Here is a 21,531-nt window from a genome sequence, read left to right as displayed (position 1 = left end):
GCCATCTCGACGCCGGGCGGCCATGATGCTACGGTCGCTTCATGCTGTGCGGCATCGACGTCGGCGGAACCCATACGGATGCGGTCCTGATCGGGCCGGAAGGCGTCGTTGCCTGCGCCAAGCTGCGCACCAACCACGACGACCTGCTCGCCTCCATTCGCGAGGCCCTGGCCAGCATCGCCGCCGTGGCGGGCCCCGGGGCCGTCTCGCGGCTCAACCTCTCGACCACGCTTTCCACCAACGCCATCGTCGAGGGAACGGCTGACCCCGTGGGCGCGATCGTGTCCGGCGGCCCGGGCATCGACCCCGAGGCCTACCGTCTGGGCGAGCACTATTACGTCCTGCCCGGGGCCATCGACCACCGGGGCCGCGAAACCGCCGCCCTGGACATGGCCGCCGCGCGGGAGGCCCTGCGCGCCTGCGACGCCGCCGGCGTCACGGTCCATGCCGCCGTCACCAAATTCTCCACCCGCCATCCCGAGCAGGAACTGGCCCTGCGCGAACTGCTCGCCCCGCATTCGGACTGCGTGTCCCTGGGGCACGAATTTTCCGGTCGCCTGGGCTTTGGCCGGCGCATCGCCACGGCGTACTTCAACAGCGCCGTCTGGCGCGTCTACAACCGCTTCTGCGACGCCGTGGAGCAATCCGTGCGCGAACTCGGCATCGCGCCGGACATCATAAGCGTCCTCAAGGCCGACGGCGGCACCATGCCGCTTGCCGTGTCGCGCGCCCTGCCCGTGCAGTCCATCCTTTCCGGCCCGGCCGCCTCGGTCATGGGCATCATCGCCGTGTGCGACATCGCCGAGGACTCCGTCATCCTCGACATCGGCGGCACCACCACGGACATCGCCGTCTTCGCCGCGGGCGCGCCGCTGGTCGAAAACGAGGGCATCGCCATCGCCGGCCGGCCCACGCTCGTGCGGGCGCTGCGCACCCGCTCCATCGGCGTCGGCGGCGACTCGGCCATAAGCGTCTCCCGCGAGGCCATCCGCGTGGGCCCCAGACGCCTGGGACCGCCCATGGCCCTCGGCGGTCCGGTTCCGACGCTCGTCGATGCGCTCAACCTGCAAAACGTCATCGCCGTGGGCGATCCGCGCGCCTCCTATGCCGGCATGGCCGCCCTGGGCGCGCCCCACGGCTTCGAGCCCGACGAGGTGGCCGAGGCCGCCATTTTAAACGCCGTCAACCAGATCCGCTCGGAAGTGGCGGCCTTTGTGCGCGAAATCAACGACCGGCCCGTCTACACCATCTTCGACCTGCTCGAAGGCCGGCAGGTCCGCCCCACGCGCGTCTACGTCATGGGCGGCCCGGCCCTGGCGCTGTCTGCCCTGCTCCAGGACGCCTTTTCCGAAGAAGTGGTGGTGCCCGAGAGCTTCGCCGTGGCCAACGCCATCGGCGCGGCCCTGGCGCGGCCCACGTTCTCCGTGGAGCTCTTCGCCGACACCGCCGCCGGCCGCCTGACCATTCCGGCGCTCGGCGTGGCGCGCGCCGTGGCCGACAACTTCAGCCCGGCCGCGGCCGAGGGCGAGGCCGCCACGCGGCTTCGCGACTACCTCGCGGGCATCGGCGCGGACCCCGGCGAAGCGCCCGTCGAAACCGTCGAACTGTCCTCGTTCCCGATGGTCGAAGGCCAGACCCAGGTCGGCCACAACATCCGCGTGGCCTGCCAGGTGCGCCCGGGCGTGCTGGCCGCGTACAAGCAGGCGGTTTCGCAGTCATGCTGAAGGCGCGCCATCCCCTCGGTATCGTCTTTTTCCCGGCCTTCGACTGGGCCATCTCGCCCACGCACCCCGAACGCCAGGAACGCCTGCTCTACACCCAGGACCAGTTGCGCGAGGAAGGCGTCTTCGACATCGCCGGCATCACCGAGCTCAAGCCCGACCTCGCCACGGCCGCGGACGTCTCCCGCGTGCATTTCTGCTTCCCGGACGTGGCCGCCGTGACCACCGCCTCCCACCTCGTCTCCGCCGGCGGGGCCATGCGCGCCGCGCGCACGGTCATGGACAAGGAGGCGCAAAAAGCCTTCGCCCTGGTGCGTCCGCCCGGACACCACGCCATGAAGGTGGTCCACGGCGCGCGCGGCTTCTGCAACATCAACATCGAGGCCGTCATGCTCGAATGGCTGCGCGAGCACTACGGCCCCCTGCGCGTGGCCATCGTGGACACCGACTGCCACCACGGCGACGGCACGCAGGACGTCTACTGGCACGACCCGGACACGCTCTTTATCTCCCTGCACCAGGACGGGCGCACGCTCTACCCCGGCACGGGCTACCCCTACGAATTGGGCGGCCCGCGCGCGCTCGGGGCCACCGTCAACGTGCCCCTGCCGCCCGGCACCTCCGACGAAGGCTTCCTCTTCGCCATGCGCGAAGTGGTGCTGCCGCTCATCGAAGACTTCAAGCCCGACCTCGTCATCAATTCCGCCGGCCAGGACAACCACTTTTCCGACCCCATCACGGAAATGGCCTTTTCGGCGCAGGGGTACGCCCGCCTCACCGAACTGCTCGGCGCGGACATCGCCGTGCTCGAAGGCGGCTACGCCATCCAGGGGGCGCTGCCCTACGTCAACCTCGGGCTCGTGCTTTCCATGGCGGGCCTGGACTACTCCCACGTGCGCGAACCCAACTTCGACCCCGCCGCCGTGCGCCAGTCGGCCAAGGTCACGGGATACATCGAGGAAATCTGCCGCGAAATCACGGCCCTGGCCCGCAATCCCAAGGGGCCGGGCAAAGGCGATGTCGTCAACGGCTGGTTCACGCGGCGCAAGACTTTGTATTACGATACGGACGCCATAACGGAATACCAAACCGAATCCGTGCGGCTGTGCGACCACTGCCGGGGCGTTCTCAAATACGAAACCGAATCCACGCGCAACCCGCTGTGCCTGGGCGTCGAAGCGCCCATCGGCGCCTGCGAGAAATGCGTGGAGGAAGCCTACCGTATCTACGAAGCCGGCCAGATCAAAGGCGAATACCGCCATCTGCAACTCATCGACCGCGTCGGGAAGAACTACGCCAGCTTTACGGGATAGTTTCGGGGGATGGGAAACGGGAGACGGGGAAGAAGGGAAGAGGCCTTCGCATCTCCCCTCCGCTCCTTATTCCGGCTTCCAGTCGGTCAGCACACCCGTCTCGTTGCGTTCCAGCCAGTCGTGCAGGCCGTCCACATCGCGCACGCCTCCGGAAACCACGGCCCGGTAGAGGTCCACGGACAGGAGGGACGTGTCCGGCGTGCGGGCGCGCCAGGCTTTGAGTTCGAGGATGGCGCGACGCGTTTCGGGCGTGAGCGCCTTGGCCAGGGGGGCGACGAGGTCTTCGCCGCGAGGCAGGGCGTAGTCGTCCGGCGCGCTCCACATGTCGATCTTCCAGGTACTGCCGTCGGTGTCCTCGAAGCGCAGCATCCAGTAGAGCGCCTTGTCCGGGCCGTGCATGTGGTTTTGGAAGAGCGCCTCGCGCACCCCGGGATGGCGTGAGGCCTGGGCGAGCACGGTGAAACCGTCCTCGGGGCGCAGCACGGGGCAGTAGACTTCCATGTCGATGTCCGGGTCGAGGGCTAGGCCGTGGGCCACGGCCCCGACCAGCACCGGCCGCCCGAAGCGGCTCCACGCGCGCACGAGCTCCAGCGCGTCCAAAATTTGTTTGGCGCGCCGGCACATCGTGCGGCTTTTTTCCATCACGTCGGGTGTTGCGCCCATGGGTCACCTCCGTACGACCGGTCAGAGGTTGGGACGCCCGAGGGGGCGGGCGGTCAGAAGTTGGGGCTGGGGCTTGCCGCGCCGCTTCCTGCGGGCGGGGTCCCGGTCCCGGTTGCGCCTGGAGCCGGGCGGGGGGCGACGAGGCCCGCGGCCTTGAGCTTTTCCATGACCCCGGCGAGCAGGGTGAAGGATTCGACAAAGCCTTCGGTGGTCATGACGAGGCGCTGCCTGCGCTCCTTGGTCGGCTGTCCCTTGGCGTCGAGGCCCTCGCCCATGGCGAAGAAATCGATGCGCACGGCTCCCTTGCCGAAGCCGATGCCGAGGATGCCGTCCACGAAAAGTTCGTCGCTCATATCGGAAGCTCCTGGGAAGTTCAAGGTTCGCGAAGGCTTTCGTCGAAAGCCCGCACCAGGGGGTAGGCGAGGTAGGTGATGACGCGGCGGGCGCCGACCTTGATCTCGGCCGTGGCGGAAAGCCCGGGGAACAGGTGGAAGTCCGGCGGCACGTCGGTGAGATGCGCGTCAGTCACGGCCGCGCGCACGCGGTAGAAGAGGCGCTGGCCTTCGGGGGTCTGTTTTTCCAGGGCGTCGGGGCTGATGGTCGCGACCGTGCCCGAGGCCGTGCCGTGGCGCTGGAAGGGAAAGGCGTCGAACTTGATGCGCACGGCGTCGCCCGGGCGCACGCGGCCGATGTCCTGGGCGGCGACTTCCGCTTCGAGCACGAGGCTGTCGCCCTGGGGCACGAGGGTGAGCAGCGTTTCCCCGGCCCCGGCCACGGCGCCGGCGGCCTTGGCCGCGACGTCGAGGACCGTGCCGGATTCGGGGGCGCGCAGCACCACCTGTTCCCGCAGGTGGGCGGCCTTGCGGCGCTGTTCCTCGGCGGCGGCGAGGTCGCGGCTGGCCTGCGCCAGGTCGCCTGCGTCCTCTGCGGCGCGGTTGGTCTGGAAATCGCGTTTTTCGGCTTCGGCGCGGGCCAGGGACTGGTGCAGTTCGCCGGCCTCGTTGCCGAGTTTGGTCAACTGGCCTTCGGCTTCGATGCGCTGGCTTTGGGCCTTCATGTATTCGACCTTGGAGCTGGCTCCCTGCTTGTAGATGTCGCCGTACATGCGCTCCAGGTCGCGGGCAAGGGTGATCTGCTTCTTGTTCTTGGCCGCTTCCGCGGCGTTGGTGGCGAGCTTGGCGGAAAGTTCGCCCACGCGCCGGTCGAGCGCCTCGAGCTTGGCGTCGTATTCCTTGCGACGCGCGGCGAGCAGTTCGCGTTCCAGGCGCAGGTCGTCCGCGGACAGGCCTTTGGGCGCGGCGCAGGAACCACCGGTTTCGCAGGTGAGCCGCCAGACCTTGGCCGCGAGCACGCGTTCTTCCTTGTCGCGCTCGGCCAGCCCCGCCTCGGCCAGGGTCGGGTCCAGGGTGACGAGGGGGTCGCCTTTGCCCACGGTCTGGCCGGCGGTGACGCGGATGTCGCGGATGACGCCGCCGTCTGGCGAAGCCACGGCCACGTTGCGTCTGGCGGAGACGAGCTTTCCCGGCGCGGCCACGATGCGGTCCACCTTGGCCAGGCAGGCGAACAGCAGGGCGCACAGGAAAAACGCCAGCAACAGGTAGAGGGTGGCGCGGTAGCGCACGGGCACGGGCGCGGCCAGGATTTCCAGGGCCGGCGGCTGGAAGGCGGCAAACCGCGGCGCGGGCATCGCCGAGCCGGGCGGTGTCGCCACGGCCGGCGGCCGCTTCCGCTTCCACGGCGCGATCACCGACGCCTCCCTGCCATGTCTCCCCCTTCCTGGAGGCCCGGGAGGGGGAGACCCTCCCGGCCGCCGGAGGCATTTTCCCCTAGAATTTCACGCCGCGCACGGCGTCGAGGGTACGGGCGTAGTCGTCCTCGCTGTGGGCGAAGGACGTAAAGGCGCATTCGTAGGCCGAGGGGGCGAGGATGATGCCGGCCTCGCGCATCTGGTTGTAGAAGCTGGCGTAACGCGCGGCGTCGCCGGCCTTGGCCGATTCGAAGTCCCTGACCGGGCCCTGGCAGAAGAAGAGGGTGAAGAGCGAGGCGACCTGGGTGAGGTACACGGGCGCGCCCTTTTCGCGCAGGATGGCGGCCATTTCCTCGGCCAGGGCCTTGGTGCGCGCGGCCAGCCCGTCGTAGTCGGCCTTCTTGAGCGCGCCAAGGGTCGCCAGGCCCGCGGCCATGGCCAACGGATTCCCGGAAAGCGTGCCGGCCTGGTAGACGTCGCCGCAGGGCGCGATGCGTTCCATGATGCGGCGCTTGCCGCCGTAGGCCCCGACCGGCAGGCCGCCGCCGATGATCTTGCCCAGGCACGTCAGGTCCGGGTCGATGCCGAACACCGATTGCGCGCCCCCGTAGGCCAGGCGGAAACCGGTGATGACCTCGTCGAAGATGAGCAGGGCGTCGTGGTTGGCCGTCAGTTCACGCAGGCCTTCCAGGAAGCCGGGGAGCGGGGGAACGAGCCCCATGTTGCCGGCCACGGGCTCGACGATGACGCAGGCGATGTCCGGCCGGGTGCGGAAGAGTTCCTTGACCGCAGCGAGGTCGTTGTAGGGGGCGAGCAGGGTGTGGCGCACGGTGTCTTCGGGCACGCCCGGCGTGCCGGGGATGCAGAAGGTGGCGAGCCCCGAGCCGGCGGCGGCGAGGAAGCTGTCGGCGTGGCCGTGGTAGCCGCCGATGCATTTGATGATCATGGATTTGCCGGTGAATCCCCGGGCCAGGCGCACGGCGCTCATGGTGGCCTCGGTGCCGGAGTTGACCATGCGCACCATGTCGATGCCGGGCACGGCGTCCACCACGGCCTGGGCGAGCGCGACCTCGTCGGGGCAGGGCGCGCCGAAGCTTGCGCCCTTGTCCGCGGCGGCGTGGATGGCGGCGTTGACCTCGGGATGGTTGTGTCCGAGCAGCATGGGGCCCCAGGACATGACGTAGTCGATCATCTCCCGACCTTCGACGGTGGTCATTTTCGAGCCGTTGGCCGAGGCGATGAACAGGGGATCGCAGCCCACGCTGCGGCAGGCCCGCACGGGGCTGTTGACGCCGCCGGGAATGAGTTGCTGGGCCTTGGCGAAAAGCGTTGCGGAATCGGTCATGCGTCGGCTCCGAAGGTGTTGGCGTTATGGGGTGTCGTAAAGGGTCAGGACGTAGCCGTTGATATCTTCGATGCTGAGTTCCCGCCCGCCGCGCAGGGCCTGGTGCGGGGCCTTGATGAAAGGCACGGCGTCGGCGAGGCGCGCGGCCACGGCGTCGAAGTCGTCGCAGCGCAGGCCGATGACGGCCGGGCCGCCGATGCGGGCTTCGGACAAACGCGGCAGTTCGGCGGCCAGGGAGGAGCGGGACTGGAACGCGAGGACGGCGTCCCCGCTTGCCACCTCGGCGTAGGCCAGCCGGACGGGAGCGGGCCAGGCCGCCACGGGCCGGCGCGTGGCTTCGTCCACGCCCTTGGTAAAGGCGAACCCGAGGATTTCATTGTAAAAGGCCACGGTCCGGTTGACATCTTCGACCATGAGCCTGGGCGCGACCTGGATGACGGACATGCGCATGCTCCTTCCGGCGGCGGCCGGCCTTTGCGAGGCTGCATGGTAGCCGGGAGGGGCGGGCGGCGCAAGCCTGCGGCGGAAGCGGGGATTTTCTCCTGTAAAGCGAGGGTATTCCCGAGGCGCTGGCGCGGCGGCATTCCGTCCTGCCATGGCGGATTTTTTTCAGCAAAAAATGATAATATACCGAAATTATATAATAAGTATTTTCAGACCACCGGGCCGGGAGGGGTCGTTTCGGCTTGACAAGGCCCAGTGCCTCCACTAGGTAGCGACGCTTCAAAACGGACCGAGAATCACTCCGTATCACCCTCGCGGCTCGCTTCATCTCCGAGAGTATTCCTCGCATCACCGAAGTCATCCGATCCATGCCCGCCGCAGCCGGGATCGTCTTGCCAGCAGCCGGGGCAACCCGTCGCCAGATCGACGGATATTGCAACGGCACTGCATGGAGCATTGTGCAGCATGAGAGTCTTCATATTATTTATTATGGCGTTAACCTTAGCAGTTACTGTCGAGGCATCCCAGGCTAAAAAAGTTGTGCTTGGAAAGTATTCCCCCAAAAAACGCATTGCCGCCACGGTCACCGCCTACACCCCCTCCCCCCGGGAAAACGGCGGACCGGGCACCAAATCCGGCACAGCCCTCGGCACGCCCATCCGGCCGGGCATCGTGGCCGTCTCCCGGGACCTGCTGCGCGCGGGCTGGGATTTCGGCGACAAGATCCACATCGAGGGCCTCGGCGTCTTCATCATAGAAGATACCATGCACCAACGCTTCCGGCGCACGATCGACGTGGCCGTGCCCAACATGGCTGCGGCACGCAAGATCGGGAAGATGACGGGCATCGAGGTGACGCTCCTCGAGACACCGGCAGGATCGGAGAGCTGAGCGAGGCTCCTGCCGCGCCCGGATAAACGGCCGGGGAAGCGTACGCGCCCGGCTGTTTTCAGGTCTTCTTGACCACCACCAGGGTGACGTCGTCCTCCTGGCGGACCGCGCCGCGAAAGGCGGCCAGGTCCGTGATGACGGCCGCGACGATTTCCGCCGCGGACCCCCGCGCCGCGCGGCGCACCGTTTCCATGAGCCGCTCCTTGCCGTACATCGCGCCCGAGGCGTTGCGGGCCTCCCAGATGCCGTCCGTGCCGATGACGAGGACGAGCCCCGGCCGGTCGAAGGGCATGGCGCTCTCCACGTAGAGGTATTCCGGCTCGATGCCGAGAGGCAGCCCCTTGCCCGGCCATTGTTCGAAACGGTCGGCGTCGGGGTCGTAGAGGATGACCGGGTCGTGCCCGGCCCGCACGTAGCGCGCCACACCCGAGCGGGGCCGCACCTCCATGCCGAGCAGGGTCATGAACCGGCCCGAATCGCCGACGTCGCGGCACAGCAGCCGGTTGGCGCGGGTCACGCGCTGGCCCGGGGTCTCGCTGTCCTCGGTGGCCAGCAGCAGCGCCCGCGCCGTGGCCATGAGCAGGGCCGAGGGCACACCGTGCCCGGTCACGTCGCCCACGGCCGTATCCAGGCAGGCCTCGCCGTCGCGGTCCACGGCCCGGTAGTCGAGGTAGTCGCCGCCGGTCTCGTCGCAGGCGATGGCCGCGCCGGCGATGTCGAGCCCGGGCACGACGGGCGGCGCGGCGGGCAGCAGGTTCTGCTGCACCTCCTGGGCCAGTTCCAGGGAGCGTTGCAGCCGCAGGTGGTCGGCCAGCACCGGCACGGTTTCGTTGAAGGCGTTCACAAGCTCCTGGCGCTCGTCCTTCAGGTGAAACGACAGGCGCACGGAAAAATCCCCCCGCCCCAGGCGCTTCCAGGCGTCGATCATGGCCATCATCGGCCGCACGAAGGCCTTGGCGATCCACAGCGCGGCGACCGTCGCCGCTGCCAGCACGGCCAGCATCGCGCCGCCGGACAGGCGCAGCAGGTTGCCCACGGCCGCGCCGATTTCCTGCGTGGCCTGTTCGGCCAGGGGCGCGAGCATGGACTTGGGCACGATGATGAGGAAATAGGCGTCGTCCATGAACCGCGAGTAGGCCCAGAAGGCGTCCTCGCCGTGGTAGGGAAGCTCCGCCGCGCCCGCGCCGCCGCGTTTCATGGCGGCCAGCAACGCGCCGAAGCGGGTCGTGTCCGGCGAGGACAGGCGCTCGAAGTTGATGGCGCTCTTCCAGTCCGGCACGTGGTTCTCGTAGGAGCGCTGGGCCCAGACGTAGAGGCTGTCGCGGCCCGTGGCCGGATCGAGGGCCGGGGCGACGAGGAAGGTGCGCATGGCCTCGGACCACTGGGAGGCGATCTCCTGTTCCTGGAGCACCCGGGCCAGGGGCACGTCCAGGCTGGCCACGCCGAGGAAGCGGCCGCCGGGGCCGGCAAGGGCCTTCGAAAGCGTGAGCGTCACCTGTCCCGTGGCGGCATCCACGGCCGGGGCGTTCCAGATGACGGGGCCGCCGGCCGGGGCGAAGGGGGCGAAGGCCGCCTTGGCCGCCGTGTACCAGGGCCGTTCCCGGGGATCGTAGTCCGCGGGATAGCCGGCGTGACCGGGGAAGGAGACGTGGCTGCCGTCTTCCAGGGTCACGGAGGCGAACAGCAGCAGGTCGCCGAGTTCGGCGCGCAGCAGGGAAAAGGTCGGCCCCAGGGAGGCGAGGCGGATGTCTTCGCCGTTTTTCCCCCTGGCCCCGGGCGGGCGGTAGATCACGGGCGCGTCGTGGCTGATGGGCAGACGCTCGCTGCCGCCGTCGGCCAGCCGCTTGGCGTAGCCCGCGTCGTCGGCCATGTCCGGGGGCGCGTTGCGCGCGGTGGCCACGTCCGGCGCGCGGTAGACCGGCGTGGGCTCGGCGGCCCGGGCTCCCGCGCCGGCCACGGTCCGCTCGGCTTCGGAGGCCAATACGGTGACGCTGAAGTCCATGGCGCTTTTGGAGCGCCTAAGCACCAGCGCATAGTCCTCGGCGGTCTGCCGCAGCTCGTTTTTGATGATGCCCGTCAGGATTTCCCGGCCTTCGTCGGCAATGGCCCGGCCGAGCCGGACGACATTGCCGCGGGTAAACCCCGTGAGCGCCACAAGCGGCACGAGGCTGAAGGCCAAAAGAACCAGGAAAAATTTCCAGCGCAGCCGCATCGTCGCTCCCTCACCGATATGATTACGGAAGGGCCGCTTCCTGCGCAACGGAAAATCGCTGCTGCGGCGAAGCGCTCCAGGCTTCCGCCGTATTTGACAAAATGGCCGTATTGCCGCATCTTGGCTCATTACGGATTGCCCTGACGTCTGCCACCCGATCGCCGCCGGGCCCTTGGTCGCGGTTTGGCGGAAAAGGAATTGTCGCGCCCATGCCCATGATCGAATTCCACAACGTCCAAAAATGGTACGGCGAATTTCACGTCCTCAAAGGCATTTCCGACGCCGTCGAGCCGGGTGAGGTGCTCGTCATCTGCGGCCCGTCCGGATCGGGCAAATCCACGCTGATCCGCTGCGTCAACCGGCTGGAGGAATACCAGAAAGGCCACATCCTCTTCGACGGCCACGACATCCACGGCGACGACATCGACGTCAACCGCCTGCGCTGCGACATCGGCATCGTGTTCCAGCAGTTCAACCTCTACCCCCACCTCTCGGTGCTCAAGAACATCACCCTGGCCCCGATCAAGGTCAAAAAGATGGCGCGCAAGGAAGCCGAGGACTTGGCGCTTTCCCTGCTCGACCGCGTGGGCATCCATGCGCAGGCCAAAAAGTATCCGGCCGAACTCTCGGGCGGGCAGCAGCAGCGCGTGGCCATCGCAAGGGCCCTGGCCATGCACCCCAAGGTCATGCTCTTCGACGAGCCCACCTCGGCGCTCGACCCGGAGATGATCAACGAAGTACTCAATGTCATGAAGGATCTGGCCCGCGACGGCATGACCATGCTGTGCGTGACCCACGAAATGGGCTTCGCCCGCGAGGTCGCCGACCGGGTGGTGTTCATGGACCACGGCGAAGTCATCGAAGGCGCGCCGCCCGGGGAGTTCTTCAGCAATCCCCGTCATGAGCGCACCAAGCTGTTTCTCAAGGAAATCTTGTGACCACCTTTTCCGCGGCCCGGAGAAAAAACACCCCAACCGCCCCTGAGGAGGCTTCCATGCGCAAAACTGCCTGGATTTCGACCCTGGTCTGCCTCGCCGTCCTGTGCGCGGCCCCGTTCGCCACCGCCGGCAAGCTCGACGACATCAAAGCGCGCGGAGCCCTCGTCGCCGGCGTCAAGGACTCCCAGCCGCCCTTCGGCTACGTGGACGAGAAGAGCAACCAGATCGTGGGCTTCGAAATCGACCTCATGGAAGCGCTGGCCAAACGCCTGGGCGTGAAGCTGGAACTCAAGCCCGTCACCTCCTCCACGCGCATCCCCATGCTCGGCCAAGGCGCGGTGGACATCGTCGCCGCCACCATGACCCACAAAAAGGAGCGCGAGGACCAGGTCGACTTCTCCATCACCTATTTCATGACCGGCCAGAAGTTGCTGGTCAAAAAGGGCGGCGGCGTCAATTCCGCGGCCGACCTCGCCGGCAAGAAGGTCGCCTCGGTCAAGGGCTCCACTTCCGAACAGAACGTGAAGAAGGCCCAGCCCGGCTGCACCGTCATTTCCTTCGAAACCTACCCCGAGGCGTTCCTCGCCCTCAAGCAGGGCAAAGTGCAGGCCATGACCACGGACGAGTCCATCCTCGTCGGCATCAAAAACAGCGATGACAACCCGGACGCCTGGGAAATCGTCGGCGACTACATCTCCCCCGAGCCCTACGGCCTGGGCCTGCCGGAAAACGACTCCGACTTCCGCGACTTCGTCAACCTGGCGCTCATGAACATGTGGGAGACCGGCGAATACCAGAAGATCTACGAGAAGTGGTTCGGCAAGGGCAAGAAGGACTATCTGCCGCTGACTTGGAAGATGGAGCTGTGGCCGTAGGCCGCGCACGCGCCTGACCTGCCGTCCGGGTCGGGCGGCCGCTCCGCTTTCGATGCGCCAGGTCCGCGCCGGCCGGAGTCATCCGGCCGGCGCGGACGGCGTGCGGCGGGCAACGACAATCGAGGGTTTGGGGAACTTCCTTGGCGTACCAATTCGACTTCGGCCAGGTGGTCAGCGGCGAATACGGGCAGTGGCTCGTGTCCGGCCTCGTCACCACGCTGCACATCTCCGCCATCTCCATCGTCCTGTCCCTGGCGCTCGGTACGTGTATCGCCGTGCTGCGCCTGTCCAAGGTCAGGCCGCTGGTCTGGTTCAGCGCTTCCTATACCGAATTTTTCCGCAACACGCCGCTGCTGGTCCAGATTTTCTTCTGGTATTTCGGCTCCTACAACGTGCTGCCGAACGTGGTCAACGAGTGGCTCTACCAGCGCGACTTCGAATTCGCCTGCGGGGTCATCGCGCTCACCGTCTACACCAGCGCATTCATCGCCGAGGAAATCCGCTCCGGCATCTTCTCCATCCCGAAAAACCAGCTCGAGGCCTCGCGCGCCTGCGGTCTGTCCTTCACCCAGGCCATGGCCTACGTGATCCTGCCGCAAGCCTTTCGCGTCATCATTCCGCCGCTGATTTCCCAGTTCCTGAACCTCATCAAGAACTCGTCGCTGGTGATGACCATCGGCGTCATGGACCTGACCTACATGGCCCGCCAGATCGAGGCGCACACCTTCCACGGCTTCGAGGCCTTCACCGTGTCCACAGCCATGTACCTGTGCATCTCCCTGCTCGTTTCCCTTGGCGTCAACCTCTACAACCGGCGCGTGCTTCGCGTGCGGTCGCACTAGGGGGAACGCGCCATGCACTGGAACGTCGTCGCCAACAACTTCGACTACCTGCTCATCGGGGCCTTTCCCAAGGGGCCGCTCGGTGGCCTCGCCATGACCGCCATCCTCGCCGTGGGCGGCATTTTCGGCGCATTCTGGCTGGGGCTCGGCATCGGCCTCATGCGCATCGCCAAGAACCGCAGGCTGCGCTGGCCGGCCATGGCCTACATCGAGATCATCCGCGGCACGCCGCTGCTCATGGTCGTGTTCTGGTTCTACTTCCTGGCTCCGGTGCTGTTGGGCAAAACCCTGCCCGAGGCCGAAAGCGCCCTCGTCGCGCTCATCGTCTTCACCAGCGCCTACATCGCGGAAATCGTCCGCGCCGGGGTCGAATCCCTGCCCAAAGGCCAAATGGAAGCCGCCCGGGGCACAGGCCTCTCCCACGTCCAGGCCATGATCCACGTGATCCTGCCCCAGGCGCTCTTCAACATGATCCCGTCCTTCGTCAACCAGTTCGTTTCCTTGACGAAAGACACCTCGCTCGCGTTTATCATCGGCGTCAACGAACTGACCAAGGCCGCCACGCAAATCAACAACCGCACCCTGACCGCACCCACCGAAATCTTCATCACCATCGCCCTGCTCTATTTCGTGATCTGCTTCTGCCTGACCGAACTTTCACGCTGGCTGGAACGGCACATCAACCGCTACCAGGCGCGCGGACGTTAGTGAGGAAGAGGGGAAGAAGAGAAAGAGAAGATGCCTCCGGCGGCCAGGAGGGGATGATCCCCTCCTGGACCTCCCCGACGGGGGAGGAGTGGGACGGTCGTTGGACGGGGCGTCGGGGGCTGTGGTCGCGGAAATGGGGCTGCCCCGCAGGCCGCAAAGCCGGCCAGCACGGCAGCCTCATTTCCGCGACCACGGGCGCCAGCGGCGAAGCGCCGCATTTTAAGAAATCAGGTCAGTAAAATTCCGTCAAACTCGCCCCGAAGGGGCGACGGGCCTCGCCGACGCACTCCCGCCCTCGACCACGTTTCCACCCGCTGACCCAATCCCCCGCCCAGGGGGTCCGGGGGGGATGATCCCCCCCGGCCGCCGGAGGCATCTTCCCATCCCATCCCATCCCTTCGCGCCCCTTCCCTTTCTCACTTCGTCCTAGGGCGTTTTCACCCCAAGCAACCGCAACAGTCCGTCAAGGATCGTGAGGGGATGGGGCGGGCAACCGGGGATGAAGAGATCGACGGGCAGCACGGCGGGCGCGCCGCCGTGGGTTTCGGGGCTTGTGGCGAAGAGGCCGCCGGAGATGGCGCAGGCGCCCACGGCCACGGCGATGCGGGGATCGGGCACGGCGTCGAAGGTGTCGCGCGTGGCCTGGCGCATGTTTTCGGTCACGGGGCCGGTCACGGCCACGCCGTCGGCGTGGCGGGGCGAGGCTACGAAATCGATGCCGAAGCGGCCGAGGTCGAAGACGACGGTGCCGAGCACGTTGATGTCGGCTTCACAGGCGTTGCAGCCGCCGGCGCTGATCTGGCGCAATTTGAGCGAGCGGGCGAAGAGGCTGCGCCGCTCGGGGGCGAGGGGCGCGACGTCCGGTTTCGTGCCGGGGCGCAGGACGAGGCCCTGGCGGTTGGAGCTGGCCATGCGGTGGTCGCCCGTGAAGCGCACGCGGCCGCCCGGACAGGCGGCGCAGACCCCGCAGAGGATGCAGCGGCCGAGGTCGAGAAAGAGGCCCTTATCGTCCGTGCCGAGCGCGCCCGTGGGGCACAGCCCGGCGCAGACGGCGGCGCAGTCCCCGGCGCAGGGGCCGTCGGTCAGCTCGGGCCGTCCCCGGTAGCGCGGCGGCAGGGGCGGCACGCTTTTGGGGAAGGCGACGGTGCGCCGTCCCTGGCGCAGGCGTTCGAGCAGAATGCGAAACATGCTGGCGTCCCTACAGGTCGTTGCCGCAGTACGACAGGTTGAAGCTCTTGTTGCACAAGGGGAAATCCGAAACCTGCTGCCCGCGCAGGGCCACGGCCAGACCGAACCAGTTGTGGAAGGAGGGGTCGATGATCTTGTAGGCGGCGAAGCGGCCGTCCGGGCCGGTCACGGCCACGTGGCGGATTTCGCCGCGCCAGCCCTCGACGAGGCCAACGGCCAGCCGGTCGGGCGGCAGCGTTGCCGGCAGGGCGTGGCGGATCGGTCCGTCCGGCGGATCGGCCAGGGCCGCGTCCAGGAAATCCAGGGAGGTTTCCATTTCCAGCCGGCGCACCAGGGCCCGGGCGTAGACGTCGCCGAAATCGTGCAGGGACAGCGGGATGTCGCGGGGGCCTGTGCCGGGCAGGGGAAAGGTGCGCCGCGCATCGCGGGGCAGGCCGCAGGCGCGGGCCGGCGGGCCGACGAGGCCCAGTTCCAGGGCCTGGGTCGCGTCCAGGGTTCCCGTGCCCTCGAAGCGGGCCAGGGCCGTGGAGGAGACGAAAAGCAGTTCGCAGGCTCCGAACGCGGCGCGGCGTCCGGCCTCGACGCGGGCGGCCAGCGCGTCGCGCGTGGCGTCGTCGAGGTCGAAAAGCGCCCCGCCCGGGCGCACGAGGCCCCGGCCGAAGCGGTTGCCGCACAGCAGCGCCGTCATGTTGAGGAAATCGCCCCGGATGCGGCCGCAGTAGGACATGGTGGGCAGGTAGCCCACATCCCCGGCGAACGCGCCCAGGTCGCCCGTGTGGTTGGCCAGCCGCTCCAGTTCCAGGGCCAGGCGGGCCATCCAGCGCCCGCGCGGCGTGGCCGGTTCCCCGGCCAGGCTCTCCATGACCGCGGCGTGGGCCAGGCTGTGCCCGATGCTGGTGTCTCCGGCCACGGTCTCCATCAGGTGCGGCGTGCGCAGGTCCGGGCCGCCCATGAGCAGGCGCTCGACGCCCCGGTGCTGGTAGCCGAGGCTTATTTCCAGGTGCATGACGTTTTCGCCGTAGCACTGGAAGCGGAAGTGCCCGGGTTCGATGATGCCGGCATGGACCGGGCCCACGGCCACTTCGTGGACGTCCTCGCCGCGCACCCGGAACTGCTCGGTCACGCCCGGGGCCGGGCGCGGCCCGTCCGGGTAAACGAAGGAAGGCGTAAAGCGCACGGGCTTGAGCCAGGGATGGCCTTCGGGCCGGATCTCCCACTGCTCGAAGAGTTCGCGCTCGAACATGTGGCATTGCGGGCATTCGGGTGTGAGGCTCGGATAGACCGAGAGAGGTCCGGTGCGCCACACGGCGAGGCGGCCGTCGTGGTCGCGGCCGGTGAGGGCGACAAGTCCCACGCCGCCTTGTCCGGGCAGCCCGAACAGGGCCATGACGCGCCAGCCGGCGGCCACGCGGTCGAGGACGCGCTGGCGGAACGCTTCCAGGGGCAGGACGGGAATCTCGGCCAGGGCGAGGCTTTGGGTATGGGAAAATTCCATGGCGTCAGCCTCCGATGGCCCCGGCCACGCGGGTGAGGAAGGCCCCGAGGGGGGCGGGCAGGTAAAGGCCGAGGACGAGCGCCAGGGCGAGCAAGGCCAAAGGTGGCCCCCAGGCAATGGCCGGTTCCGTCTGCGGCGGATGCACGGCCGGCGGCACCGGCCCCTGGACCATGCGCACCACGGGCACGGACATGCCGACGAAGATGATCGCCAGGAAGGCCAGGCAGCACACGGCCGCGACGCTATGGCCGCCGGCGAACATGGCGCGCAGCAGCAGCAGTTCGCTGACGAAAATGCCGAACGGCGGTGAGCCGCAGATGGCCAGGAATCCGGCGGCCCACAAGGCCCCGGTCACGGGCAGGGCGCGGAAAAGCCCCCTGGCGTCGTGGCAGGAGCGCGTGTGGTAGAGCGCCAGGATGTTGCCGGAAATGAGAAACAGCGCGCCCTTGGTCAGGGAATGGCAGGCGGCGTGGAGCATGGCCGCGAAGGTGGCCGCGCCGCCGATGCCGACGCCAAGGGCGAGGATGCCCATGTGTTCGACGCTCGAATAGGCGAGCAGGCGCTTGTAGTCGCCCTGGCCGACGATGAAGACCGCGGCCAGTCCCATGGAGAAGAGCCCGAACAGGACGAGCAGGCCGCCGCTGAAGTCGGCCATGCCCGCCGCGCCGAGGATCTGGTGCGCGCGCAGGATGCCGAGGAAGGCGCAGTTGAGCAGCGCCCCGGACAAAAGCGCCGAAACCAGGGACGGCGACTGGCTGTGCGCGTCGGGCAGCCAGTTGTGCATGGGCGCGAGCCCCATCTTGGTGCCGTAGCCGACGAGCAGGAAAATGAACGCCGCCTTGAGCCAGGGTTTTCCGGCCACAGCCGCGCGGGGCAGCATGGACGCGAGGTCCATGGAGGCCAGCGGGCTCGCCTGGTCGAAGAAGGCCACGGAGAAAAGGATGTTGCCGAGCAGCGCCAGGGCGATGCCCACCGAGCAGATGAGCAGGTATTTCCAGGTCGCTTCCAGGGAGCGGCGGTGGCGGTGGAAATAGATCAGCGGGGCGCTCGAGAGCGTGGTTGCCTCGATGCCGACCCAGAGCACGGACAGGTTGCGCGTGGACGCGACCAGGGTCATGGCGGCCAGGAACAGGCACAGACAGGCGGTGAAGATGCGCTCCGGGGCGTTGGTGAACATGGAGCCGTCCTGGAAGTCGCGCTTGGCCCCGGCGCCTTCGGCGCGCAGGTAGCCCGTGGCGTAGATGGCGGCGGCGAGAAACAGCAGGCTCGCCAGGGACAGGAACAGCTGTCCCGGGGCGTCGAGTTCCAGCAGCCCGCCCCAGGCCGGATGCGGCGGCACGGCGAACGTGGCGGCGACAAGCGCCGTGTGCAGGCAGGCGGCGAAAATGAGCACGGCGCGGCGGGGCCGGTCGGCGGCAAGGGCCAGGCACAGGGCCGCGGCCAAAATCGGGACGAGAAGCAGGGCGCTTAGCATGGGGCATCAGTCCCGCAGGCTGCAAAACCGTCCGACGTCGATGGACTCGAAGGTCTTGTTGATGTGGTGGATGGCGATGCCCATGACGAAGACGGCCACGAACACGTCGAGGAGCACGGACAGTTCCAGCCAGACCGATCCCTGGCCGGAGAGCGGCGTGCCGAGCAGGAAGATGCCGTTTTCCGCGCCGAGGTAGCCGATGACCTGGGTCAGGGCCTTTTTGCGGGCCACGACCAGGGTCAGGCCGGCGAAGATGGTGGTCAGCGCGGCCGGAAAAAGCAGCGGCGGAAACAGCCCGGGCGGAAACGGCAGGCGCGTTTCCAGCCAGAGCGAAAAGAGCAGTCCGGACACTCCGGCGATCAGGGAGAGGTGGAAGCCGAGCGTCGGTTCCACCACGGGGTTCACTTCGAGCCGCGAAAGCGTGCGCGCAAGCAGCCAGGGGAAACCCACGCCTTTGATGGCGAAGACGGCAAACGACAAGGCCAGGGCGTGGCCGTGTGCGGCAGCGCCGGAGAAAAGAAGCGGCACGGCGGCAAGCAGCGCCCCCTGCACCGCGGTCAGGCGGATGAGCACGCGCAGCCGCGAGATGGCGAGATACGCCAAATTGCAGCACAGCAGGGCGACCATGACGGACTGGAACAGTTCCACGCGCCTACCTCCACAAGGTCAGGACCAGGGCCAGGGCGGCGAGCCCGCCGGCCCCGCCCAGAAGGCGCGGCACGCGCGTGAGGCGAAGCCTTGCCATCACCGATTCCACCACGCCGACCAGCGCCGCAGTCGCGCCCATGGCGCCAAGCCAGACGCCCCAGGCGGCAAGGGGCGGCAGCCCCCTAAGCGGCAGCAGGCAGCCGACCGTCAGGGCGCAGAAAAGCCAGAGTTTGAGCGCCGCGCCGTAGACGATGGCGGCCATGTCCGGGCCGCTGTGGTCGAGGACCATGACCTCGTGGATCATGGTGAGCTCGAGGTGGGTGTTGGGATCGTCCACGGGCAGGCGGGAGTTTTCCGCCAGGAGCAGCACGAAAAGGATGGCCGGCACGAAAAATCCTTCCGGGGCGAAGGCAGGGCCGGGGCCGACGAGCATGGCCGAGAGGGAAAGCCCTTCGCTGCGGCTGGCCAGGCACAGGAAGCAGAGGAAGAGCACCGGCTCGGCCAGGGCGGAAAAGACCGCCTCGCGGCTTGCGCCCATGCCCTCGAAGCTCGAGCCCGTGTCCAGGGCGGCCAGCACCAGGGCCAGCCGGGAAAGCCCGAGCAGGTAGGCCATGAGCATGAAATCCCCGGTGAAGCGCATGGTCGCGGCCTGTCCCCCGGCCGGGACCAGGAGCAGGGCGCAACAGACGGCGGCCAGGGACACGGTTGGCCCTGCGGCGAACATCCAGGAAGCGGTGCGGCTTATGACCACTCCTTTGCGCAGGAGCTTGGCCAGGTCAAAATAGGTCTGAAGCAGCGGCCTGCCCTGGCGTCCGGCAAAACGGGCCTTGACCCGGTTGATGATGCCGAGGAGCAGGGGGGCGAGCAGCAGGGCCAGGAGGGGATGGAGCAAAGGCTGCATGTCAAAGCTTCCAGGCCAGCAGCAGGACCAGTGTGGCCAGCACGTAAAGGATGTACAGATGGACCCGGCCGTGCTGCACTACCTTGAGGGCGTCGCAGGCCTTGGCCACCAGTTCGAAGGCCGGGGTGAACACCGCGTTCTTGATCCGGTCCGGGGCCGCGACGACGAGGCGCGCGCCGGCGGGGAAATAGCCAGGGGCCATGTCCAGTCGGCTGGTCTGGCCCATGGGGCCGGACAGCAGCCGCGCCGCCGGTTCGACAAAGGAGGCCGGCCCGTACTGCATGCGCGCGGTCGGGGCGGCGTAGCCGCAGCCCCAGGTCGGCTCGCGGCGCACGCCGGTGGCGGCGAGCAGGCGGCGGCGCAAGAAAAGGATGACGGCCACGAGCACGAGCAGGACGCCGAGCACGGTCGCGACGCCTCCCTGCATGCCTTGCGCGTTGGCCGCCGCGGCGCGGGCCGGGGCGGCGTCTAAGCCGGGGAAGGTCAGGGCGGCCTTCATGGCCAGGGAAAAAAGCGCCGGCGCGGCCACGGCCGCAGCCACGCAGCAGCCGGCCAGGAGGAGAATAGGGGCGATGGCGTCGTTGCCCGGCGCATGGGCGGCGGCTGCGGCCGGCGTGCGGGGCTCGCCGAGAAAGGCCATGCCTTCGGCCTTGGCCAGGGCGGCCAGGGCGAAGCCGCCCACGGCGGCCAGGGCGGCCATGGCCGCGGAAAATCCGGCCTTGGGCAAGAGCCCGGGCAGGTCGAGGCCGTGGAACATGGCCACGGCCAGGGTCAGCTCGCCGGCGAACCCGGCCAGGGGCGGCAGGGCGGCGATGCCGGCCGCGGCCAGGGCGAAGGCCGCGCCCACGAGCGGCATGCGCTTGCCGAGCCCGCCCAGGTGGGCCAGGCGCACGCTGCCCACGCCATGGAGCACCTCGCCGGCGCACAGGAAGAGCGTGCCCTTGAAGGCCGCGTGGTTGAGCATGTGGAAAAGCGCGGCGCAAAACCCCAGCGCGGCCACGGCGGGCGCGTCCGCCTGGCGGCCCACGCAGCCGACGCCGATGCCCAAAAGGATGATGCCCATGTTTTCGACGCTGGAATAGGCGAGCAGGCGCTTGAGGTTGCCCTGGGCCAGGGCCTGGAGGATGCCGGAGAGGGCGGTGACGCAGCCCAGGGCGACGAGCGTCCAGCCCTGCCAGGGAGCCGTGGGGCCGAGCAGCTCCAGGGCGCGCCACAGGCCGTAGAGCCCGGCGTTGATCATGGCCCCGGAGAGTACGGCCGAGACATGGCTCGGCGCGGCCGGGTGGGCTTCGGGCAGCCAGACATGGAAGGGCACGAAGCCGGCCTTGGCCCCGAAACCGATAAGGGCGAGCGTAAACGGCACGGCCGGGGCCGCGAGCCGGCCGTCGGCGGTGGCCAGGCGCAGGGCGTCGAAGCCGGTCTGGCCCGCGCCCGCCCACAGCAGGACGAAAAAGGCGATGACGCACACCGCGCCGAGATGCGCGGCCACGAGGTAGATCCAGGATGCCTCCCGGACCTCGGCTTCCTCATCGTGGTGGGCGATGAGGAAAAACGGGGCCAGGGACATCAGTTCCCAGGCGATGAGGAAAAGGACCGCGTCCCGGGCGGTCATGACCAGGACGAGGCCCGCCAGGAGCAGGTTGTAGAAGAACCAGTGGGGGCCGGTGCGTTCCGTGCTGCCGTGCTCCCCGCCCAGGGCGGCCGCGCCGGAAACGGCGCACGCCGCGCCAAGGACGCACACCGGCAGCAGGAACAGGCGGCTGACCGGGTCGAGGCCCAGGGCGAACGCGCCGACGGGAAGCCCCCAGGGCAGGGTCAGGCCGACGGCGGCGTCGAAAGGCCCGCCCAGCACGGCGGCGAGCGCCGCCAGGCAGCCGAGGACCGCGCCCGCCGCACCTGCCAGATTGGCGGCCGAACCGCGGCCCGCGGCCAGGGAGGCCAGTGCGCCCGCAAGGCAAAGCGCGACCGAGACGAGAAGCCATTCCACGGGAAAAACCTCGTCATGGGGCCTTGCGACAACAAAAAGCGTCTTTGGTCCCAGGATATTGGAAAATGCTGTTGGCTATGCCCATTGGCAAGACATGTCAATGCGCCGGGCCGGCAAACCCGATGCGGGCGACGCGCGC

At 68.3% G+C, this 21,531-nt stretch carries 19 protein-coding genes; 7 read left to right on the top strand and 12 right to left on the bottom strand.

Annotation, left to right across the window (positions count from 1 at the left end; genetic code table 11):
• Window positions 1-41: 41 nt before the first annotated feature.
• Both Q368_RS0101360 and Q368_RS0101355 read left to right on the top strand, forming a co-directional pair.
• The gene (locus tag Q368_RS0101360; RefSeq protein ID WP_029456940.1) at window positions 42-1,724 is read left to right on the top strand and encodes a hydantoinase/oxoprolinase family protein; all 1,683 of its coding nucleotides are present in this window, start codon (window positions 42-44) and stop codon (window positions 1,722-1,724) included.
• Window positions 1,718-3,034, top strand: a complete 1,317-nt coding sequence (locus Q368_RS0101355) for a histone deacetylase family protein (protein WP_029456939.1) — start codon at window positions 1,718-1,720, stop codon at window positions 3,032-3,034. The genes Q368_RS0101360 and Q368_RS0101355 overlap by 7 nt, the downstream gene beginning before the upstream one ends.
• A gap of 66 nt (window positions 3,035-3,100) precedes the next feature.
• On the opposite strand, the gene Q368_RS0101350 is transcribed toward Q368_RS0101355, so the two are convergent.
• The 5 genes from Q368_RS0101350 to Q368_RS0101330 form a co-directional block, all read right to left on the bottom strand.
• Window positions 3,101-3,697, bottom strand: coding sequence for a hypothetical protein (locus Q368_RS0101350; RefSeq protein ID WP_029456938.1), 597 nt, complete (start codon window positions 3,695-3,697; stop codon window positions 3,101-3,103).
• 53 nt (window positions 3,698-3,750) lie between these two features.
• A complete protein-coding gene (locus Q368_RS0101345) occupies window positions 3,751-4,050 on the bottom strand; it encodes a hypothetical protein (protein ID WP_029456937.1) in 300 nt (99 codons plus the stop codon).
• A 20-nt stretch (window positions 4,051-4,070) separates the two neighbouring features.
• A complete protein-coding gene (locus Q368_RS0101340) occupies window positions 4,071-5,444 on the bottom strand; it encodes an HlyD family type I secretion periplasmic adaptor subunit (protein WP_029456936.1) in 1,374 nt (457 codons plus the stop codon).
• A 79-nt stretch (window positions 5,445-5,523) separates the two neighbouring features.
• Window positions 5,524-6,789 carry a glutamate-1-semialdehyde 2,1-aminomutase gene (gene hemL / locus Q368_RS0101335; RefSeq protein ID WP_029456935.1) on the bottom strand — a complete coding sequence of 422 codons (1,266 nt, stop codon included), beginning with the start codon at window positions 6,787-6,789 and terminating at the stop codon, window positions 5,524-5,526.
• A gap of 24 nt (window positions 6,790-6,813) precedes the next feature.
• Window positions 6,814-7,233, bottom strand: coding sequence for a VOC family protein (locus tag Q368_RS0101330; protein ID WP_029456934.1), 420 nt, complete (start codon window positions 7,231-7,233; stop codon window positions 6,814-6,816).
• A 540-nt stretch (window positions 7,234-7,773) separates the two neighbouring features.
• On the opposite strand from Q368_RS0101330, the gene Q368_RS0101325 reads away from it, so the two are divergent.
• Window positions 7,774-8,124, top strand: a complete 351-nt coding sequence (locus Q368_RS0101325) for a 3D domain-containing protein (RefSeq protein WP_245611258.1) — start codon at window positions 7,774-7,776, stop codon at window positions 8,122-8,124.
• Window positions 8,125-8,182: 58 nt separating this feature from the next.
• Here the strand turns inward: Q368_RS0101325 and Q368_RS0101320 are convergent, their stop codons facing one another.
• Window positions 8,183-10,336, bottom strand: a complete 2,154-nt coding sequence (locus Q368_RS0101320) for a SpoIIE family protein phosphatase (RefSeq protein WP_029456932.1) — start codon at window positions 10,334-10,336, stop codon at window positions 8,183-8,185.
• Between the two features lie 209 nt (window positions 10,337-10,545).
• Between Q368_RS0101320 and Q368_RS0101315 the strand changes: the two genes are divergently transcribed.
• From Q368_RS0101315 to Q368_RS0101300, 4 genes are all read left to right on the top strand, one after another.
• Window positions 10,546-11,274, top strand: a complete 729-nt coding sequence (locus Q368_RS0101315; RefSeq protein WP_029456931.1) for an amino acid ABC transporter ATP-binding protein — start codon at window positions 10,546-10,548, stop codon at window positions 11,272-11,274.
• 56 nt (window positions 11,275-11,330) lie between these two features.
• On the top strand, window positions 11,331-12,149 hold the full coding sequence (locus tag Q368_RS0101310) for an ABC transporter substrate-binding protein (protein ID WP_029456930.1): 819 nt from the start codon (window positions 11,331-11,333) through the stop codon (window positions 12,147-12,149).
• Window positions 12,150-12,289: 140 nt separating this feature from the next.
• Window positions 12,290-12,991 (top strand): amino acid ABC transporter permease, encoded by a 702-nt coding sequence (locus Q368_RS0101305; protein ID WP_029456929.1) that lies wholly within the window; start codon window positions 12,290-12,292, stop codon window positions 12,989-12,991.
• A gap of 12 nt (window positions 12,992-13,003) precedes the next feature.
• The gene (locus tag Q368_RS0101300) at window positions 13,004-13,699 is read left to right on the top strand and encodes an amino acid ABC transporter permease (RefSeq protein ID WP_029456928.1); all 696 of its coding nucleotides are present in this window, start codon (window positions 13,004-13,006) and stop codon (window positions 13,697-13,699) included.
• A gap of 426 nt (window positions 13,700-14,125) precedes the next feature.
• Here Q368_RS0101300 and Q368_RS0101295 read toward each other — a convergent pair whose 3' ends face one another.
• Genes Q368_RS0101295 through Q368_RS0101270 form a run of 6 tightly spaced genes read right to left on the bottom strand, consistent with a single transcriptional unit; the run spans window position 14,126 to window position 21,392 of the window.
• Window positions 14,126-14,887: an NADH-quinone oxidoreductase subunit B family protein gene (locus Q368_RS0101295; RefSeq protein ID WP_029456927.1), complete on the bottom strand. Its 762-nt coding sequence runs from the start codon at window positions 14,885-14,887 to the stop codon at window positions 14,126-14,128.
• A gap of 10 nt (window positions 14,888-14,897) precedes the next feature.
• Complete coding sequence (locus Q368_RS0101290) at window positions 14,898-16,382, bottom strand: hydrogenase large subunit (protein WP_029456926.1); 1,485 nt, start codon at window positions 16,380-16,382, stop codon at window positions 14,898-14,900.
• A gap of 4 nt (window positions 16,383-16,386) precedes the next feature.
• The gene (locus Q368_RS0101285; protein ID WP_029456925.1) at window positions 16,387-17,856 is read right to left on the bottom strand and encodes a proton-conducting transporter transmembrane domain-containing protein; all 1,470 of its coding nucleotides are present in this window, start codon (window positions 17,854-17,856) and stop codon (window positions 16,387-16,389) included.
• A 6-nt stretch (window positions 17,857-17,862) separates the two neighbouring features.
• On the bottom strand, window positions 17,863-18,504 hold the full coding sequence (locus Q368_RS0101280) for a hydrogenase-4 component E (protein WP_052359961.1): 642 nt from the start codon (window positions 18,502-18,504) through the stop codon (window positions 17,863-17,865).
• A 4-nt stretch (window positions 18,505-18,508) separates the two neighbouring features.
• Window positions 18,509-19,405 (bottom strand): respiratory chain complex I subunit 1 family protein, encoded by an 897-nt coding sequence (locus Q368_RS0101275; protein WP_029456923.1) that lies wholly within the window; start codon window positions 19,403-19,405, stop codon window positions 18,509-18,511.
• A gap of 1 nt (window position 19,406) precedes the next feature.
• A complete protein-coding gene (locus tag Q368_RS0101270; RefSeq protein ID WP_029456922.1) occupies window positions 19,407-21,392 on the bottom strand; it encodes a proton-conducting transporter transmembrane domain-containing protein in 1,986 nt (661 codons plus the stop codon).
• Window positions 21,393-21,531 lie beyond the last annotated feature (139 nt).

Origin of the sequence: Solidesulfovibrio alcoholivorans DSM 5433, assembly GCF_000702665.1 — a bacterium.
GTDB classification, from domain to species: Bacteria; Desulfobacterota; Desulfovibrionia; order Desulfovibrionales; family Desulfovibrionaceae; genus Solidesulfovibrio; species Solidesulfovibrio alcoholivorans.
The sequence above is the reverse complement of the archived record's forward strand: the minus strand, read 5'-3'. Positions and strand labels throughout refer to the sequence as shown.

What these genes read in the sequence shown, in the direction of transcription:
- hemL (WP_029456935.1), bottom strand. Translation starts at nt 6,789, where the DNA reads ATGACCGATTCCGCAACGCTTTTCGCCAAGGCCCAGCAACTCATTCCC.
- Q368_RS0101330 (WP_029456934.1), bottom strand. Translation starts at nt 7,233, where the DNA reads ATGTCCGTCATCCAGGTCGCGCCCAGGCTCATGGTCGAAGATGTCAAC.
- Q368_RS0101275 (WP_029456923.1), bottom strand. Translation starts at nt 19,405, where the DNA reads ATGCAGCCTTTGCTCCATCCCCTCCTGGCCCTGCTGCTCGCCCCCCTG.
- Q368_RS0101360 (WP_029456940.1), top strand. Translation starts at nt 42, where the DNA reads ATGCTGTGCGGCATCGACGTCGGCGGAACCCATACGGATGCGGTCCTG.
- Q368_RS0101285 (WP_029456925.1), bottom strand. Translation starts at nt 17,856, where the DNA reads ATGCTAAGCGCCCTGCTTCTCGTCCCGATTTTGGCCGCGGCCCTGTGC.
- Q368_RS0101315 (WP_029456931.1), top strand. Translation starts at nt 10,546, where the DNA reads ATGCCCATGATCGAATTCCACAACGTCCAAAAATGGTACGGCGAATTT.
- Q368_RS0101355 (WP_029456939.1), top strand. Translation starts at nt 1,718, where the DNA reads ATGCTGAAGGCGCGCCATCCCCTCGGTATCGTCTTTTTCCCGGCCTTC.
- Q368_RS0101320 (WP_029456932.1), bottom strand. Translation starts at nt 10,336, where the DNA reads ATGCGGCTGCGCTGGAAATTTTTCCTGGTTCTTTTGGCCTTCAGCCTC.
- Q368_RS0101310 (WP_029456930.1), top strand. Translation starts at nt 11,331, where the DNA reads ATGCGCAAAACTGCCTGGATTTCGACCCTGGTCTGCCTCGCCGTCCTG.
- Q368_RS0101345 (WP_029456937.1), bottom strand. Translation starts at nt 4,050, where the DNA reads ATGAGCGACGAACTTTTCGTGGACGGCATCCTCGGCATCGGCTTCGGC.
- Q368_RS0101300 (WP_029456928.1), top strand. Translation starts at nt 13,004, where the DNA reads ATGCACTGGAACGTCGTCGCCAACAACTTCGACTACCTGCTCATCGGG.
- Q368_RS0101290 (WP_029456926.1), bottom strand. Translation starts at nt 16,382, where the DNA reads ATGGAATTTTCCCATACCCAAAGCCTCGCCCTGGCCGAGATTCCCGTC.
- Q368_RS0101295 (WP_029456927.1), bottom strand. Translation starts at nt 14,887, where the DNA reads ATGTTTCGCATTCTGCTCGAACGCCTGCGCCAGGGACGGCGCACCGTC.
- Q368_RS0101350 (WP_029456938.1), bottom strand. Translation starts at nt 3,697, where the DNA reads ATGGGCGCAACACCCGACGTGATGGAAAAAAGCCGCACGATGTGCCGG.